The 16250-nt window shown below is 61.1% G+C and carries 11 protein-coding genes and 10 pseudogenes; 9 read left to right on the top strand and 12 right to left on the bottom strand.

All coding sequences use genetic code 11. The features are described from left to right. Positions 1-83: 83 nt before the first annotated feature. The 5 genes and pseudogenes from NKH43_RS22995 to NKH43_RS22975 all read right to left on the bottom strand — a co-directional run. Positions 84-404, bottom strand: a pseudogene (locus tag NKH43_RS22995) (ATP-binding protein); the annotation flags it as partial. Further along, positions 337-1913 (bottom strand): annotated as a pseudogene (gene istA, locus NKH43_RS22990) (IS21 family transposase). The pseudogenes istA and NKH43_RS22995, both read right to left, overlap by 68 nt. 184 nt (positions 1914-2097) lie before the next feature. Beyond that, positions 2098-3280, bottom strand: a pseudogene (locus NKH43_RS22985) (glycine C-acetyltransferase). Positions 3281-3343: 63 nt separating this feature from the next. Next, positions 3344-4303 carry an aminotransferase class IV gene (locus NKH43_RS22980; protein WP_352860039.1) on the bottom strand — a complete coding sequence of 320 codons (960 nt, stop codon included), beginning with the start codon at positions 4301-4303 and terminating at the stop codon, positions 3344-3346. Positions 4304-4608: 305 nt separating this feature from the next. Then, on the bottom strand, positions 4609-5319 hold the full coding sequence (locus NKH43_RS22975) for an Lrp/AsnC family transcriptional regulator (protein WP_352860037.1): 711 nt from the start codon (positions 5317-5319) through the stop codon (positions 4609-4611). Between NKH43_RS22975 and NKH43_RS22970 the strand changes: the two are divergent. After that, positions 5318-5951 (top strand): annotated as a pseudogene (locus tag NKH43_RS22970) (transposase). The gene NKH43_RS22975 and the pseudogene NKH43_RS22970 overlap by 2 nt on opposite strands. A gap of 265 nt (positions 5952-6216) precedes the next feature. On the opposite strand, the pseudogene NKH43_RS22965 reads toward NKH43_RS22970, so the two are convergent. The 3 genes and pseudogenes from NKH43_RS22965 to NKH43_RS22955 all read right to left on the bottom strand — a co-directional run. Continuing rightward, positions 6217-7293, bottom strand: a pseudogene (locus tag NKH43_RS22965) (recombinase family protein); the annotation flags it as partial. After that, on the bottom strand, positions 7194-7601 hold the full coding sequence (locus NKH43_RS22960; protein WP_352860051.1) for a recombinase family protein: 408 nt from the start codon (positions 7599-7601) through the stop codon (positions 7194-7196). The gene NKH43_RS22960 and the pseudogene NKH43_RS22965, both read right to left, overlap by 100 nt. Continuing rightward, a complete protein-coding gene (locus NKH43_RS22955; RefSeq protein ID WP_352860035.1) occupies positions 7487-7921 on the bottom strand; it encodes a serine integrase family protein in 435 nt (144 codons plus the stop codon). Before NKH43_RS22955 ends, NKH43_RS22960 begins: the two co-directional genes overlap by 115 nt. 310 nt (positions 7922-8231) lie before the next feature. On the opposite strand from NKH43_RS22955, the gene NKH43_RS22950 reads away from it, so the two are divergent. From NKH43_RS22950 to NKH43_RS22930, 5 genes and pseudogenes are all read left to right on the top strand, one after another. Then, the gene (locus NKH43_RS22950; RefSeq protein WP_352860034.1) at positions 8232-8417 is read left to right on the top strand and encodes a hypothetical protein; all 186 of its coding nucleotides are present in this window, start codon (positions 8232-8234) and stop codon (positions 8415-8417) included. Positions 8418-8456: 39 nt separating this feature from the next. Then, the gene (locus NKH43_RS22945) at positions 8457-8744 is read left to right on the top strand and encodes a recombinase family protein (protein WP_352860049.1); all 288 of its coding nucleotides are present in this window, start codon (positions 8457-8459) and stop codon (positions 8742-8744) included. After that, positions 8681-8830 (top strand): annotated as a pseudogene (locus NKH43_RS22940) (recombinase family protein); the annotation flags it as partial. The gene NKH43_RS22945 and the pseudogene NKH43_RS22940, both read left to right, overlap by 64 nt. A gap of 152 nt (positions 8831-8982) precedes the next feature. Continuing rightward, positions 8983-9114 (top strand): annotated as a pseudogene (locus NKH43_RS22935) (hypothetical protein); the annotation flags it as partial. Between the two features lie 156 nt (positions 9115-9270). After that, complete coding sequence (locus tag NKH43_RS22930) at positions 9271-10245, top strand: recombinase zinc ribbon domain-containing protein (RefSeq protein WP_352860032.1); 975 nt, start codon at positions 9271-9273, stop codon at positions 10243-10245. Between the two features lie 235 nt (positions 10246-10480). Here the strand turns inward: NKH43_RS22930 and NKH43_RS22925 are convergent. The 3 genes and pseudogenes from NKH43_RS22925 to NKH43_RS22915 form a co-directional block, all read right to left on the bottom strand. Further along, positions 10481-10909, bottom strand: a pseudogene (locus NKH43_RS22925) (recombinase family protein); the annotation flags it as partial. A 121-nt stretch (positions 10910-11030) separates the two neighbouring features. Then, the gene (locus tag NKH43_RS22920; protein ID WP_352860031.1) at positions 11031-11246 is read right to left on the bottom strand and encodes a hypothetical protein; all 216 of its coding nucleotides are present in this window, start codon (positions 11244-11246) and stop codon (positions 11031-11033) included. A 618-nt stretch (positions 11247-11864) separates the two neighbouring features. Then, positions 11865-12515 (bottom strand): annotated as a pseudogene (locus tag NKH43_RS22915) (transposase); the annotation flags it as partial. Between the two features lie 372 nt (positions 12516-12887). Here NKH43_RS22915 and NKH43_RS22910 point away from each other — a divergent pair. Continuing rightward, entirely contained in the window at positions 12888-13463 is a 576-nt protein-coding gene (locus tag NKH43_RS22910; protein WP_352860029.1) for a GNAT family N-acetyltransferase, read from the top strand. 259 nt (positions 13464-13722) lie between these two features. Here NKH43_RS22910 and NKH43_RS22905 read toward each other — a convergent pair. Further along, positions 13723-14606, bottom strand: a pseudogene (locus NKH43_RS22905) (MFS transporter). Between the two features lie 203 nt (positions 14607-14809). Here NKH43_RS22905 and NKH43_RS22900 point away from each other — a divergent pair. Then, on the top strand, positions 14810-15901 hold the full coding sequence (locus tag NKH43_RS22900; RefSeq protein WP_352860027.1) for an IS5 family transposase: 1092 nt from the start codon (positions 14810-14812) through the stop codon (positions 15899-15901). Further along, a complete protein-coding gene (locus NKH43_RS22895) occupies positions 15898-16242 on the top strand; it encodes a hypothetical protein (protein ID WP_352860025.1) in 345 nt (114 codons plus the stop codon). The genes NKH43_RS22900 and NKH43_RS22895 overlap by 4 nt, the downstream gene beginning before the upstream one ends. Positions 16243-16250 lie beyond the last annotated feature (8 nt).

Below are 16250 nucleotides of genomic sequence, written 5' to 3'. Positions count from 1 at the left end.
ACACAGTCCATTATCACAATCACAGGATCAGCAGATCCAGCTTTTTCAATAACATAGCGAGGTGTGCATTATGTCGTGGGATCGGTCCCACCGACCAGGACGACATTGCGCTGATCGGCGACGAAGGCGCCGGTGACGAGGTCGCGGATCAGGCTCTCGTTGACCGGCGTGCCGGCAAAATCGAAGTCCTCGATGTCCTTGGCCAGTGGCAGCTTGGCGACGGTGAGCTGGTATTTGATCGAGCGGGCCTGCTTCTCCGATATCTCGGCCTGCAACAGATTGCCGACGATCTTCGGCGGTTCGTGCTGCCGCTTGATGGCGACGCCCATGATCTCGTCATAGGCCGCGCGCATCCCGAAGAGTTTCAGCGCCGCCATCAGTTCCAATACTTCGGTGCGTTCCATGGCTGTTCGTCCTCCTGAGACTATCATAGCGGGCGCAGTCGGCGATCGGCTCGTGAGCCAGCTTCAGCGCCTGGGGAATGGAAAGGATCGTGCCCGGCGCCGGATCGCGGCTGCGGGCCAGGATGTTGAAGATCACCGCCGCCGATGAGACGCCGTGTTCGATGGCTTCCTGGCAGGCAGCCTCGACCGCGCTCAATCCGTCGGTGAGCACGCAGGTGAGGATCGACACCATCTGCCGGTCGCCGTCATCGGCCGCCTTGAGCTTGCGGCGCACCTTCTCCATTGCCGACGGCAGGACCCATTCCCGGAACGGCGCGCCGTTGCGCAATCCGCCCGGCTTGCGGGCCAGCACCGGCACGTAGTGCCAGGGATCGTAGATGACCTCGTTGCGGCCGAAGCAGCGGGCATGCTCGCCCACGACCATGCCGTCCTGGCGGATAATGATCCGGTCGGCATAAGCATGGATCTCGACCGGCCGGCCGACGGCACTCGACAGCACCGAGTATTTGTTGTTGTCGAAGCGCACCGTGCAAGTCTTCGACACCGACGCGGGAATGCAATGCAATGGAAGCCGTCAAAGCGCCCGGCATAGGGGATGAAGCTGGCACGCTCTTCCTCGAACAGCTCCCACACCGTGCGCTCGCCCTGTTCGGGATGCCGATGCGCTTTGGCATAGGCGACGCATTTGTCGGCCAGCCAGCCGTTGAGATACCCCAGCGTCTTGAAGCGCAGCCTCGGCGTGAAGAAGCGCTCGCGCACCAGCCCGACCTGGTTCTCGACCTGGCCCTTCTCCCAGCCGGCCGCCGGCGTGCAGGCCTCCGGCTCGACAAGATAATGCCCGCACATCTGCGCAAAGCGGCGGTTGTAGCGGCGATCCCTGCCGATGAAGATCGCGTCCACCGCCGTCTTCATGTTGTCGTAGATGCCGCGCGTGCAGGCGCCGCGGAAGAAGCTGAACGCCCGGCCATGGGCGTCGAACACCATCTCTTGCGTTTCGCGAGGATAGGCCCGAACGAAGAACATGCGGCTGTGGCAAAGCCGCATATGCGCCACCTTCACGGTCACCGTCACGCGGTCGAGCAGGACGATCTCGTGGCTCCAGTCGAACTGGTAGGCCTCGCCCGGCGCAAAGCTCAACGGAATATAAGCTTCGGCCGCGGCGCTGCCGCGATCCGCCTCCCAACTCTGAGCATGCCGCCACACCGAACTGTAGCTGCCGTCATAGCCGAGGCCGCGAAGTTCCTCGAAGATGCGGATCAGCGTCAGTCGCTCCCGCTGAGACTTGGCCGCATTTGTCGACAGCAGCCGATCCAACTCGTCGCGCCAGGCGCCCATCCGGGGATAGGGCTGATGCTTGCGCTCGTAGCGGAACTCCGTCTCGTCCGAACGCAGCACCTTGCGCACCACCTTCCGGGAGATCTTCAGCTCCCGGCAGATCGCCTTGATCGACTTTCCCTGCACCAGCGACAGCCGGCGTATCTTTGCAATCGTCTCCACGCCAACATCCAAAACACAAATGCCTCCGATCAAACCGGAGGCATCTTGATGGGTCCCGTTTGGACGAAAATCACCCCTCAAACAGGGTCCTCATTCCACGAAAAATCACACCGCCTAACGCCAGATGCGGTGAGAAAAGCGGGCTAAGTCTTCGCCCGAAGCTCTGTCTGGCGGCGAGGTAGCTTCAGACCACAGGTCATATGATCGAAAGTTCCCTTGCTACCTCCGCGAACGCCTCAACCGCACGATCGATGTCAGCGCTGGAATGTGCGGCCGACATTTGCGTGCGGATGCGCGCCTGGCCCTTTGGCACCACCGGGAAGGAGAAGCCGATGACATAGACACCGCGCTTCAGCATGCGCGCCGCCATCTCCTGCGCCAGCGTCGCGTCGCCCAGCATCACCGGGATGATCGGATGGTCGGCGCCGGCCAGCGTAAAGCCGAGCCTGCCCATCTCGGAGCGAAACCGCGCTGCGTTGGCATATAGGCGCTGACGCAACGCATCGCCGTTGCGGATCAGTTCGAACACCCGGATCGAGGCGCCGGCGATCGCCGGCATTAGCGTGTTGGAAAACAGATAGGGGCGCGAGCGCTGGCGCAGCCAGTCGACCACCTGGCTCTTGCCCGACGTGTAGCCGCCCGACGCGCCGCCGAGTGCCTTGCCGAGCGTGCCGGTGATGATGTCCACCCGGCCCTCGACCGCAATGCTCGGCCGAGCCGCGGCCGTTCCTGCCGACGAAGCCGACTGCATGGCTGTCGTCCACCATCACCATAGCATCGTACTTCTCGGCGAGATCGCAGACGCCCTTCAGATTGGCGATGATACCGTCCATGGAAAATACACCATCGGTGGCGATCAGCCGAAAACGGCAATCCCTTGCCTCCTTCAGCCGCGCTTCCAGATCGGCCATGTCGTTGTTGGCGTAGCGGAAGCGCCTCGCCTTCGACAGCCGCACGCCGTCGATGATCGAGGCGTGATTCAGCGCGTCGGAGATGACCGCATCCTCCTCGCCGAGCAGCGTCTCGAACAGGCCGCCATTGGCATCGAAGCAGGAGCCGTAGAGGATCGTATCCTCCATGCCGAGAAAGCCAGAAATCGTCGCCTCGAGCTGCTTGTGCTCTTCCTGCGTGCCGCAGATGAAGCGCACCGACGCCATGCCATAACCATAGCGGTCGAGTGCCTGCTTGGCCGCGTCGCGCAATTCGGCGCTGTCGGCGAGGCCAAGATAGTTGTTGGCTCAGAAATTCAGCACCTTCTCGCCGCCCACCTCAATCTCGGCCGACTGCATCGAGGTGATCACCCGCTCGGACTTGTTGAGGCCGGCCGACTTGAGGCCGGCGAGTTCGTTTGAAAGATGAGAAAGGAAAGCGTTGGTCATCGGCATACTTCGGCAGCACATTCCTCGCCGCACTGGCGAGGATCTCTCGACATATTTCGCGCACTACGCGTAATTTACCGCAGTCGACCATGCCGGATCAGCATGCTTCTCCCAATACAGGTCTGTTAGCCGGCGAGTCAGAGCGCCAACATTGCCGTCGCCTATAATGGTCTCGTCAATCTTGGACACCGGCATGATCCCGCCCGCTGTAGACGTAATGAAAACCTCATCGGCGCCCTTCAGTTCGTCGCGATCAATGTCGCCGGCGCTGACGGATAGGCCCAGTCCGTCGCATAGATCAAATACGGTCTGCCGGGTAATGCCAGCAAGGACGCCATAAGCCGGTGTCTTCAAGCGGCCGTCCTTCACGGTGAAAACGTTGAAGCCAGGCCCCTCGGCAATGTTGTCGTTGATGTCGACGATCAATGCAGTTTCGGCACCGTAATCGTATGCATCGAACAGGCCTTTCACCAAATCGAGCCAGTGATAGTTCTTGATGGTCGGATCTATCGACTTGGGCGGGATTCGGACGGTGTTGCTGATGGCGACATGCAGGCCGCGCTCAAGTTGCTCCTTGTTGGCGACCGACCCGAAAGGCACCGCGAACGCGATGAACCTGTTCTCCGACTGGCGCGGGTCACGGCTAAAGGTGGGCGACCCGCCTCGCGTGCAGATCATTTCAACATAGGCCGACTTGTGCCCGGACAGCGCCACACAGGTGGACAGTATTTTCTCGATCTCGCTGCGGTTGTAGGGAAGCTTCATGCGCAGCTTTTCCATCCCGCGGAAGAATCGGTCCAGGTGCAGGTCCAGCCTGAAGAACCGTCCGTCCCATACATGAACGGTATCGTAGGTGGCATCAGAATGAAGAAAGCCCCAGTCCAGGACCGACACCTTGGCCTCAGACATCAGCAGATACTGGCCGTCCATGAAGGCTACGCCATGAGGATACTGCCGTTGGTCCCGGTGGCGTTGCTCTATCGCTGGTAGCGCCGTTATCGGTTCGGCTGCGGCAAGTGTCATTCCTGAGTCCTCCAATTCGAGCGCTATGTCGACCACGATTCGCCTCTGCGGAACCGCCTAACTGCTCCGCATCTCAGCTTTCAAATGTTGGGGCATCTCCAACCGCCAACACGCCGCGCGGCCAGATGTCGTCAGCGCCATCGACTACCGCTTGAGCGGGAGGCGGGAGGCTGGCCGCCGGTCGCCCGGTGTTCCAATTAAATCGCAGACTTCGATGCACTGATTGCAATCAAAGTGGCGCCCCGGCCGCAATGCACGGTTCAAAAACGGGACAGAAGTGGCGGAAATGTTCAGCCTGAAAAGGGCTACACTAGCACGCGGGGCTCAAACTTCACGCGGTCCAGCGCAATCAAGCTCCTGAACTTGCGGACATTGGAATTTGTATAGAGCTTGGTCTTGACAAAAACGTCAAAGGCCTCGACGTCCTCCACGAGTACAATAAGAACGAAGTCCGCATCACCAGTCACCATATAGCATTGACTGACTTCTTTCGCCGCCCTCATGGATCGCTTGAAGTCATCGACGAGATCTAAACGCTCGCGATCGAGCTCCACCGTTACGACCACGGTCAGCGACTTACCGAGCGCCTTGGGGTCGACTAGGGAGATGTCAGCGGTGATGACCCCGTCGCCGCGTAACTTATTGACACGGCGCATGCATGAGGCAGCAGACGAAGCCACGAGGCCCGCAAGTTCGGAGAACGACAGCCTATTGTTTTTTTGGAGCGCGCCGAGTATCCGCCGGTCAAGGTCATCTATCATCCCAATACCCCAGATACGGAACCACAATGTGGCATTAGCGATCCGAAACACTCGTTGCAAGACGGGACGTGCAATGAAACGGCTACCGGGCGTTGGTGCAGGGACCTGGAGCATGACGGATTTCGATCTTTGATCGTCGTCCTTCGGCAGCGCAAAGGAATCCTGCATCTCATCGTCTGCGAAGTCATGCTCGACCAGGACAGCCTCCGCTCCCGGCATCGCAGTGTGCCAAAGTGTGGCTGTCGAAAGTGACATGAGAGCGAGCCGTCCATCGAGAAGATTACCACTAGACGTTATGTTCCGAGGCGGAGATCGGTGCCCCGCCCTTTCGTGCGCCTCAGAACCCAAGATCATTGCCAACCTTATCCGCAAGCGAGCGCCAGCCGCAAAACGCGTGGTGTTCGAGACCGGCCGCAATCGGTGTGGTTCTATCATTCGCTGCGTGCCGAGAGAGTGCCGGCGATCTGCATCGATGCTCGCCATGCCAAAGCTGCGCTCGATCTTGTCGATCAGGACCGGCTCGCTCCTATCGTGCTGCCGATGCTGGAGGCTTGGCGCAGCATGCGCATCCGTGCCGCCGAACTCGGGCGCCTGGCTTGGTTTAACGACCCGCCGCTCCCAATCCGGAGAAGTCGACTATGACGGCCATATGTCCCGACGCGGCGAACGCCATTTGCGAGGGCTTCTCTACGAGGCGGCATCGGTCATTCGGTCATTCTGACGCGCAGCTCGACCAACAGCACCTGCGCACATGGGGCCTCAAGCTGCGCGAGAGGATCGGCTTCAAACGGGCCGCCGTTGCCGTAGCGCGCAAACTGGCGGTCACGATGCATGCGATGCTCAAGACTGGCGAGCTCTTTGATCGGAACGCAGGAGCCACAACATGAATTTTGCGGATAGCGTCCAACATCTGAGCGCCTGAGACGCCCCTGCCGGACGTGGGGCCGAGCCATTCCACTGATTAGGTTGCACCGCTGACTGAGCAAAGTGCGTCGTCCACATTGAAGGCTCCTCCCGCGAAGCTCCTCATGGCACGTCCCGCGCCAGACGCGCTTGCCTTCGCGGCGGATCGACACCGCCGTCTCTTTCATCGACACGTCGAGACCAATATATTCTTCCAGGCTGTTCTCCATTCGATGTTTGGGTCCGGCGTCAGGTCGTGAGCCCGTATTTCCATCCTATCGGGGAACAGCCACCCTCCAAGACTACGAATGATTTCCAGGGGCAACTCGCTCCCGCGATTACCCCATGTGGACGACCACCATATCGACTGCCGGCGCCTTGTTCGAGTCTGACGTTGCCCGGCGGTTCGTACAGGTATCGATGGTTGGTGGCGTATCGATGGCGCTTGAGAATCCCCTTTCGCCCGAGTTGGTGAACGGTCGAGACGCACACGCCGAGCTGCTGGGCTACTTCCTCGCCGGAGATCATGTCGCTCTCCCGCAGCCGTTCGTAGCGGCTCTTCAGTCCATAGGTGCGGCGCACGAGCATGACCTTCTTCAGCGTGAAGGGTTCGCCGCGCCAGTTGCGATGCCCGAGTTCATTTAGACGGGCGGCGATCTGCTGGTCGTTGGCGTTCTCCAGCAGCTCATTCATCAACGCCACGACCTGTGCCGGCGTCTTGCGTATCACTGACATGGGCCGCGGTCTGGTCACCGACAGGCTCTGCGTGCGCCCGCCGCGCCAGCGGATATGGATGTTGACCTGCTCGTCGACGAGCAGCGTGACGTCTTCGATGAGAAGGCCGAGCATGCGCTTGCGTTCGACGGCACCGGTGCGCTCGTCGTTCGAGATGCGCGGGAAATCGGCGGCCAGCCCCCTGATGCGCTCCTGCGCTGGCTCATCCAGCAGCGAGCGGTCGGCCTCGTTCTGGCGCTCGTGCTCGCGCTGGAGTGCGTCGAGGTCGCGCAGCCGTGCGTTCCAGTCGGCTTCCAGTGCGTCGGCGACCAGGCGGTTGTCCGGATCGACCTTCAGGTAGCGCCGGCGGGCCAGTTCAGCCTCATAGCGGGCGCGTTGCAGCTGCGTGCCGCGCAGCGCCGCGGCCTGCTCCACGCGCTGGGTGATCTCCTGCTGCACGGCGAGCGCGACATCGATCGCTGCCGGCGCCATCGCCTCCAGCAGTAGCGCGCTCACCGCCTCGTCGACCGGAGCGCCGCGCACCCATTGGCAGTGCTTGCCGGCGTGTCGCACGACCGCTTCGTTGCAAACATAATACGGGCGCAGCCGCCCCTCGAACGGCTCGTAATGGACGCGCATGCGTGCACCGCAGCGGCCGCACAGAGCCGTCCCTGCAACAGACCACTGCCCTGGCGGGGCATGCGTCCGCGCAGGCCAGGTGAAAAGCCGGCGGCGTTCTGTTCCAGGGTGGTCTGATTGCGCTCGTACTCGGCCCAGGAAATGTAGCCCTCGTGGGCTTCGGGTATCAGAACCTGCCAATCGGATCTCGCCACGCGCAGCTGCACGGATTTGAGCTTGGCATTGTAGGCTGTGCGCATGCGCCCATAGGCAAACGCGCCGGCATGACGCGGGTTGTGCAGAATCTGGAGCACGCGGGAATGGTCAATTCGCTCCACAGGACGTCACCCTTGCCGATGCCGCGGCGGATACGCCGGGGGAAGAGGATCTTCTCGCCCCGCAGGCGGCGCACGACGGCGCGGGCCGAGCCGGTCTCGCGGAAGGTATCGAACAGGAGCCGCATCGTGTCCTGGATCGGACGGTCGGGATCGAGCACGACCCGCGCGTCAGGGGTGTAGACCAACCCGATCGGCAACGGCATCTCGAGCTCGCCGCGGCGCGCCTTGTTGAGAATGCCGCCTTGCAGCCGCGACTTCAGGATGTGCAGTTCGGCCTCGCTCATCGTGCCCTTCGAACCCGCGACATACTGCCCAGCAACGCTTGAAGTCGTTGTCCAGTATCCGCATCACCCGCATGCCGGCGCTCGCCTCACGGTCGTGTGTCATCTCCTTTACGCCGGCGACGCCCACTTTGTCGTCGAACTGCCGGATGGCGGCCGGCTGCTGCTGCCGGCGTGGATGACGAGACCGGCGCGGCGAGGCCGCCGATGGTGGCCGCGCCGCGGCTTTCCTTCGCCTGCCTGCGGGAGCTGCGCCAGCTCGTCGACACGCAGGACGTATCCTTGTCGCCATCGCTTGAAGCGATTCGCAACGATGGAGACGACGATGCAACAGCATGCCCAAAAGCGGCAACTCGATCTTCTCATGTTGGCGGCCGACGATGTCGTGCCCCGATTGTTCGATCCAGCGAGGCGCGCGGAGATCGTGAGCCTGCTCAAAGCTCTCCTCAGCGATCAACTCGCCCCGGTCAGAATACCGGAGGCGACGGACGATGACTAAAATCACTGCCGATCACCTGCGCGCAGCGCCTATGTCTATATTCGTCAGTCCACCCCGGACCAGCTTGCCTACAACCCCGAGAGCCGGCGACGCCAGTACGCCCTGAAGACGCGTGCCCACGCCCTCGGCTGGGAGAATGTGGTCTTCATTGACGATGATCTCGGCCGCTCGGGCGGCGGGACGGCGCGACCGGGTTTCGAACGCCTGCTGGCGGCGATCGTAGCGGCGGCGCGGGCGCGGTCTTTGCCCTCGAGGCCTCGCGCCTGGCCCGCAACGGGCGCGACTGGCACACCCTCTTGGAGTTCTGTGCCCTGGTGGGCAGCCTGATCATCGATGAGGACGGGATCTACGATTCCCGGCTCGTCAACGATATCTTTCTGCTCGGCATGAAAGGCACTCTCAGCGAACTTGAGCTGTCAACGCTGCGGCAGCGCTCGCAAGAGGCGTTGCGCCTGAAAGCGGCGCGCGGTGAATTGCACACGACGGTGGCGATCGCCTACCGGTGGGGCGCTGACGATCGCCTGGAACAAGACCCGAGCGGCGCATCCGCAAAGCCCTGTCGCTGGTGTTCCACAAGTTTCGTGAGATCGGCAGCGTGCGCCAGCTCGTCCTGTGGCTGGGCCAGGAGGGGATCGACCTGCCGACCGCTGTCCATGGCCCTCAGGGGTGGACGGTGCGGTGGGGAGCGCCGCGCTACCACGCCGTCCATCAGCTGCTGATCAATCCGGTCTATGCTGGTGCCTATGTCTTGGCCGCACCGCCACGCGCACGCGCGTCGAAGACGGCCGCAAAGTCGTCACCCACGGTGTCGCGCCCCGACGTGAGGACTGGGCGGTTGTGATCCGCGATCACCATGATGGCTATCTCCTGGACCGAGTATGATGGCAACCAGACGATGATTGCCAACAATGCGAACATGAAGGGAACGAAGGTCGCTGGCGCGGTGCGCAATGGCAGTGGGCTTCTCGTCGGCTTACTGCGTTGCGGCTGCTGCGGCCGCAAGCTCAAGGTGCTGCACCATTCACGCCGCGATGCGCGCTATGTGTGCGGTACCGATATCGACCCGTCGACCGAGAAACGGTGTACCGTCTTCAGCAACATGCGCATCGATGCGGCGGTGTCGGTGGAAGTGCTGCGGGCAATTGCGCCGCTGGCACTCGAGGCGGCGTTGCAATTGATTTCCGATCGCAAGCAGGCCGGCAGCGAAAGGCTGCGGCAAAGCGAGCTCGCCCTGGACCAGGCCCGCTATGAGGCGGCGCATGCGCGCCGGCAATACGACGCCGTTGATCCCGATAATCGTTTGGTCGCCGGCGAGCTCGAACGGCGATGGAATGACCGTCTGACGGCGGTCGCGCGGCTCGAAGATCAGGTCCGGAGCTTGCGCGGCGAGCAGCCGAGCGCCCTAAGCAAGGACGAACGCACGATGCTTATCGCGCTCGCAGACGACATGCCTGCGCTGTGGAACCATCCCGCCGCGTCCGTCGAGATGCGCAAGCGGATTTTGCGCACCGTGCTCAAGGAGATCATTGTCACGGCCGAGGCCGGTCGGCTGCACCTGGTGCTACACTGGCAGTGCGGCGATCACACGCGGCTCGAAATGGTGAAGAACCGGTCTGGCCAAAACCGCTTTAAGACCGACGTGGCGACCGAGCAACTGATGCGCGAACTCGCCCGCCTTTTGCCGGATCACAGCATCGCCCCCGTTCTCAACAGGCTCGGCATACGCTCGGCCAGGGGACAGACCTGGACCCAACTGCGCGTGCGCAATTTCCACGGCGCGCATCAAATCCCGGTTCTACCGGGAGGGCGAACGTGGGAAGCGCCATGAGCTTGTCCTGCGCGAAGCAGCAAAAGCCTCGGCGTCAGCAACATGACCGTTATTCGCCTGGTCCGGGACGGGCTGTTACCGGCACGGCAGGCTTGCTCTGGCGCCCCCTATGTCATCCGCGAGGATCATCTCGCCCAGCCGGCAATCCGCCAGGCGATCGCGAAAGGTCGCCCAGTATCAGCCGATGCGCCAAAGAAACCCTGCCTTTTCAATAAGATCAAGAGGTACTGTATCATGTCACCGTCCTCTTCAGCCCGAGCAGCATGCGATCGTTGAAATAGGCCGGATCGTAGACGCCGTCCTCGTCCATGATGAGCGTGCGCGACAGGGCGGCCAGCTCAAAGAGCCAGTCGGCATTGTTGCGTGCCAGGCGCGACACTTCCAGCCCCAGCACGATCCCTGCATGGCCCATGGCCACTTCGGTCACCAGGTGCTGGAAGCCGTCGCGGTCCTGCGACTGCGCGCCGGAGAGGCCGAGGTCGCTATCGATGACGTGGACACGTTCGATCGGCCAGCCCAGCGCCACTGCGCGATCGCGCAGGGCGTATTGCCGCTTGGTGCTCTCGGTGTTCTCGAACACCTGACGAGGAGAGGACTGACGCACGTAGAGGAATGCATCACGCCGATGGTCGGCGTCAACCTTCATGGCGATGTCAGTAGACATGATTGCCTCGCGTCTCTGCTGCCAGCACCATGTTGGCGAGCATGTGCACGAGCTGGCGATCGTACACTGCCACCGAAGCCGTGGGCGGTGGTTCCGGCCGCCGATGCATCGGCGGGGAAGGCTAAGGGGCCGCGATCAGCACCGCCAGCCCTTGCCAAAAGCCATGAAAAACGATGGCGCCCATGTCCTTGACGCAGGCCTGACCGCATAGGACGGCGGCGCGCAACGTCTCATAGAAATCCTTGCAGCCGCGCGGCAGCATCGGGGTGCGCGCATGGGGCAGCAGTTGCGCCAGGGATCGCGCCTGCAGCGGAGCACCCGCGTGCTGGTTCTGCATCCGAGGTCTTCTCCACGAGCGTGCGCAGGTCCATCATGTCTTCGGTTATCGGTGGTCCTTCCGAAATGGGTTGGCGTCAACAACCAAACCTACCGGAAAGCGCCGATGACCACCGATACGCCGCTCACTCGCTTGTCTGGGGTGATCTTTGTCAACGTGATCTTTCAGTCGTTCCGTCTCCTTGTTCAGCCGTGGCGCCCATTTGTCCCTGCTTTGGCTCCGGGGTTCATGGGGGCGCCGCGCGCAGTGGCGGTCAAGGGTAGGCCTCTGGCCATCGCGAAGCGACGTGCCCTTGATGGTCACGAGCACGGCGGCAGCGTTGCATTGAGCCGGCAGGCGCCTGTTCGTAGAGGTCTACAACTTGCAAACCGAGGGGAGCTCACCATCAGGCGCCGTAAACGCGCCGCAAGCTTGTATGCGGTTGATCCTGGCCGATCAAAAACCATGATGCAGCCATAGGCATCGGCGGCGAAGCTCCGGGCGATGGACCCATTTCGACACCGCGGCGTCGTAAGCCATGTGAGCGACCGGGATCACCACCACCTCGGATCATTATCGGCAGACGCTATTGCAGCTGCCAAACTTCAATGCTCGTCCTGTCAAACGCTCCTCCACGCTTTATGCCGGACGCAGGGCTACTCCCTTCGGGACCTCGCCGGTCGTGACAAGTCGCCAGAATGCAATCAGCAGCTTGCGCCCCAAGGCTACGATCATCGTCTTGCGCGTATCACCACGGCCATCGGCCGTCCTCGCGCAAAACCAGTGCGCAAGCGCGCTATCCTTTTGGTACTGGAGGAACCGCCAAGCCAACAGGATGATGCCATAGCGGACGCGAGCATTCCGCCCGCGCACGACCTTTCTCGCGCCTGCATTGGCCGCTCTCATCCGGCGCCCCGGTAAGTCCGGCATAGCGGGCGACGGCTCTCCGATCGCGCAGGCCGCGTGAGAGAATCTCATTCACCAGCATGTCCGCAGTCTCGATACCGACGCCGATGATCCGCGCAAGAAGGCGAACCATCGCGAGCGGACCCTTCTTCGTGTCCGGAACCACCGAGAGCTGCCGCAACCGCTCCTGTTCGATCTCATGGATTTGTTCACGCAACAGGTGGAGCCATCCGAGATTGCGGCGCAACTCGGCTCGGCTTCGTTCTGGCAGGGGCATACCCTCTGCCGTATGCAGAGCTTCCAGTTCTCGGCAGCCTTGCGCAGATTGGGTTTGAAGGTGCGAATGCCGAAGCGAGGGAGGATTGCCTTGATGCGGTTGACGACCAGGGACCATCGCAGCAATGAGCCACTGCGTCTGGCTCATCTTAATCACTGCGACGAGCGTGCTGTCCTGATCAAGGGCGGTACGGGATTTGCTTGCATCAAAGGATGGTGACATGGGGCGCTACCCTGGGTAGCTGCTCAACAGCGCCGAGGGTGCCACACACTCGCCGCGGCCCATAGCATCTACAACGCTATCGAAGGCGCGCTCGCGAGCGGCTTCGCAATCGCCGAGCTACACCACTTGATGGGAGACGACCGATTATTGCAGAGTTTTCTTAGAGATTTAACCCAAGGAGCGCGTATTCTAGAGGATAATATACGCACGTTTTGTGGCCGCACGATCGTCAATACCGGATCAAAAGAGGATTTTTCATGCACATCCTGGAAACACCGCGTCTAACCCTAAGGCCGCCGTCGCATAGCGATGAGCTTCTTGTACATGGACTTCATAGCGATCCGTTCGTCGTAAACGCTATCGGAGATGGGGTCTATCCGACGATAGAACAGTCGAAAGCTGAACTGCTTCAGTTGATAAATCATTGGCGGCAGAATCGTTTTGGCATATGGATGGTGTTCGTCAAAGATGAAGCCAAAGTCAGAAAATTCGCTGGCTATTCTGGATTGAAGTGCAGCGGCCTGTATTTGCCCGAAGGTCCGAATAACGTGGAAAGCGTAACCTGCCTCCACGGCGCGGCTTCAGGGAAGGGGATCGGGGTTGAGGCCAGCAGGGCAGTAGTTCAATTCGCTTTCGAATACATTAAACTTGCCAAAGTAAATGTATTCATCTTAAAGAGCAACACTAGGTCGCTAATTAAAAATTTAAAGGTTGGTTGTTACTACGTTGGTGAAACAGTACACAAAAATAAGCCGATGAGACGTTTTGAGATTTCGGCGACGACCGCTGTGAAATCCGAAGGTTTACATGTTTTTGCTGGAGAGATGTTCTAATTTAGAATTTGTTCGAAATCAGCAATCTCGATCAAAGGGCAGTGTTGATGCTGGATCGCGGGCGAGCTGGGTGCGAGGCGGTCCGATGGCTAGCGTCCACAGCCAGTGTTCAAAGGCTCCGCGCGCTGAAACAAGGGTTATGACGCCCCAAGAAGATTGTTGGCCGCAAGCGACGCATTGCGTTGAATACGGATGGCTGAGTTTGATTGTCAACCTGGCCACCGCCGATATCTGCGAAAGTGCCGTCGCTCAGGCGATCCTAGACAGTATCTGAAACTGCCAAGGGTGATCCCGATCGATCGGTCCTCGGCTTCAGATTGAGAGCGACAGCTGGGGGCTTGAATTCCTCCAAAGGATCGGTCTCGGACTCGCGGCGCTCGCAACAGGAAACAAACGCCCGCTGCAACGACGATCCCAGTGCGGGCTCGCCAGTTGCATGCTCACTCCACCCTCTGACTAGGCGGTGACCAGCTCGCGCCGCCCAAGGCGAGTGCGATCGCTGCCAATAGAAATAGAAGAGGTCAGTGCAAGGGAACGGGAGGTTGCAGCGCCATATGGTGCCCAGGGACCAAATAGGGAGTGTGGTTACGGTGAAAGCCGCCAGCGGTCCGAACGAGGCAACCACGATGCCGCCGAGCGCCGGACCCACGGTCCGGATGTGTTGAAGCCTACAGAGAGGAGGGTGACCGCAGCGGGAACATCTCGTCGATCCACCATGGCCAACCGAAGCTCGCCAGGCGGGATCCGTTGAGAGCTGCGCCGCACGCCCAACTAAAAAACTGAAGCCGAGGATCATCCATGGATTGACAAAGCCCCGCGCCACAAACACGTCGGCATTGCCGATGCAATTGCAAAGAAACCGGCCGGCGAACATGACCTGCGGCGGCTGAAATTGTTCGCGAGAACCCCGGCGAAGATAGACAAAATGAGCGCGGGTAAGTTCGATGAAGCCTGTACCAGCGCAACCATCAAATCGGAAGTCGAGACCGTCGCCATCAGCCAGCTGATGGCGACGGTCTGCATCAACCAGCCGAGGGAGGAGACTTGAGAGGCCAGCCAGATCGAACGAAATATCCAGTTTCTCAGCGGCGGAAATGCTCCCGGCGAAATCGGTTCGGCGTCTGCGCCAGCAAGACTATTCATCTCTCGGAGCGTTCGGCTCCCGTTTTAGCGGTCGCATAAGCTCGCATGCGCGGAGGTTCCTTCCGGTCCAACATTGATCACCTGCTGCCTTGCGTCAAATGCAGTATCTATGTTTTGGTCATCTAGCAGGCCGTTGAAAAAGCCGCTCGCCGTCGAGTGACGATCATGATTCATTTGCTCCGAAGGGATTCGGAGGATGGCGCATGCGGGGCAACGACGATCGGACCGGCTCGCTTTTCAGCTATGTGGATCTGGAGGTGCGGGTTCGCCAGAACCATCCGTTGCGCACGATCCGCTATATGGTGAACGAGGCGCTTTTGGCGCTGGCGGACGATTTTGCGGCGCTTTACTCGCCGATCGGGCGACCGTCGATCCCGCCGGAGAAGTTGTTGCGGGCGATGCGTCTGCAGGCGTTCTATTCGATCCGTTCGGAACGGCTTCTGATGGAGCGGCTGGAATACGATCTCCTGTTCCGCTGGTTTGTCGGCATCGGCGTCGATGATGCGGCGTGGGATCACTCGGTGTTTTCGAAGAACCGGGACCGGCTGCTGGAAGGCGACATCGCGGCGAAGTTCTTAGGCGCGGTGCTGGCGCAGCCCAGAGTGAAAAAGCTTCTCTCGAGCGATCACTCCTCCGTCGACGGCACTCTCATTGAGGCCTGGGCATCGATGAAGAGTGTCAAGCCGAGGGATGGGGCGGGCGAGCCGCCGGAAAATGGCGGCGGCCGCAATGCGGAAGCCGATTTCCATGGCCAGAAGCGGACGAACGAGACGCATGCCTCGACCACCGATCCCGAAGCCAGGCTCTACAAGAAGGGGAAAGGAAAGGAGGCGAAGCTGTGCTTCATGGGACACGGGCTGATGGAAAACCGCCACGGCCTTTTGGTCGACGCCTGCCTGACATTGGCCAACGGCCATGCCGAGCGGGTGGCGGCACTGCACATGATCGAGCCGCATGCGGACCGGCCGCGGGCCATCACGCTCGGCGCCGACAAGGCTTATGATGCGGAAGACTTCGTCAACGAACTGCGCTCGATGAAGGTGACGCCGCATGTGGCGCAGAACACGAGCGGACGTCGTTCGGCAATTGACGGGCGCACCACGCGCCATGGCGGCTTTGTCGTCAGCCAGCGGATCAGAAAGCGCATCGAAGAGGCGTTCGGCTGGATCAAGACGGTCGCCGGACAGGACAAATCCCGGTTCCGTGGCCGCGACCGCGTCGGCTGGGCCTTTACCTTCGCGGCCGCTGCCTACAATCTGGTGCGGCTGCCGAAGTTGTTGGTGGTGCCGATATGACCACGCCCGCAGGCTGCCAACTGATCGGCCGCTGGCGCATCGTCAAGGCCGATCTGTGGGATCGCGATTATCTCGACCTCGATGGACCCGCCACGATCACCATCGGCGCCGGCAACCACGGCGAGATCGCCTTCGGCGCCATGCAGGCATCCCTCGAACTCGGCTACGGCCCGTCGATGGTCTTCTTCACATGGGTCGGATTCGACGAAATGGACGAGGTCACAGGCGACGGCCATGCTGAACTGCTCGACGACGGCTCCATCGAGATCACCTTCGTCTATCACAACGGCGACGAGGCAATCCTCAAGGCCAAACGGGACACTTCTTCAACGGCCTGCTAGCGCCGAGA

The sequence above is a fragment of the Mesorhizobium sp. M1163 genome, from assembly GCF_040318415.1.
In the GTDB taxonomy this organism is placed as follows: domain Bacteria; phylum Pseudomonadota; class Alphaproteobacteria; order Rhizobiales; family Rhizobiaceae; genus Mesorhizobium.
Note: the sequence above shows the minus strand (reverse complement) of the source record. Positions and strands in the feature narration are given on the sequence as shown.

What these genes read in the sequence shown, in the direction of transcription:
- NKH43_RS22900 (WP_352860027.1), top strand. Translation starts at nt 14,810, where the DNA reads ATGCGGGGCAACGACGATCGGACCGGCTCGCTTTTCAGCTATGTGGAT.
- NKH43_RS22950 (WP_352860034.1), top strand. Translation starts at nt 8,232, where the DNA reads ATGGAGACGACGATGCAACAGCATGCCCAAAAGCGGCAACTCGATCTT.
- NKH43_RS22895 (WP_352860025.1), top strand. Translation starts at nt 15,898, where the DNA reads ATGACCACGCCCGCAGGCTGCCAACTGATCGGCCGCTGGCGCATCGTC.
- NKH43_RS22975 (WP_352860037.1), bottom strand. Translation starts at nt 5,319, where the DNA reads ATGTCACTTTCGACAGCCACACTTTGGCACACTGCGATGCCGGGAGCG.
- NKH43_RS22955 (WP_352860035.1), bottom strand. Translation starts at nt 7,921, where the DNA reads ATGAGCGAGGCCGAACTGCACATCCTGAAGTCGCGGCTGCAAGGCGGC.
- NKH43_RS22980 (WP_352860039.1), bottom strand. Translation starts at nt 4,303, where the DNA reads ATGACACTTGCCGCAGCCGAACCGATAACGGCGCTACCAGCGATAGAG.
- NKH43_RS22910 (WP_352860029.1), top strand. Translation starts at nt 12,888, where the DNA reads ATGCACATCCTGGAAACACCGCGTCTAACCCTAAGGCCGCCGTCGCAT.
- NKH43_RS22920 (WP_352860031.1), bottom strand. Translation starts at nt 11,246, where the DNA reads ATGCAGAACCAGCACGCGGGTGCTCCGCTGCAGGCGCGATCCCTGGCG.
- NKH43_RS22930 (WP_352860032.1), top strand. Translation starts at nt 9,271, where the DNA reads ATGATGGCTATCTCCTGGACCGAGTATGATGGCAACCAGACGATGATT.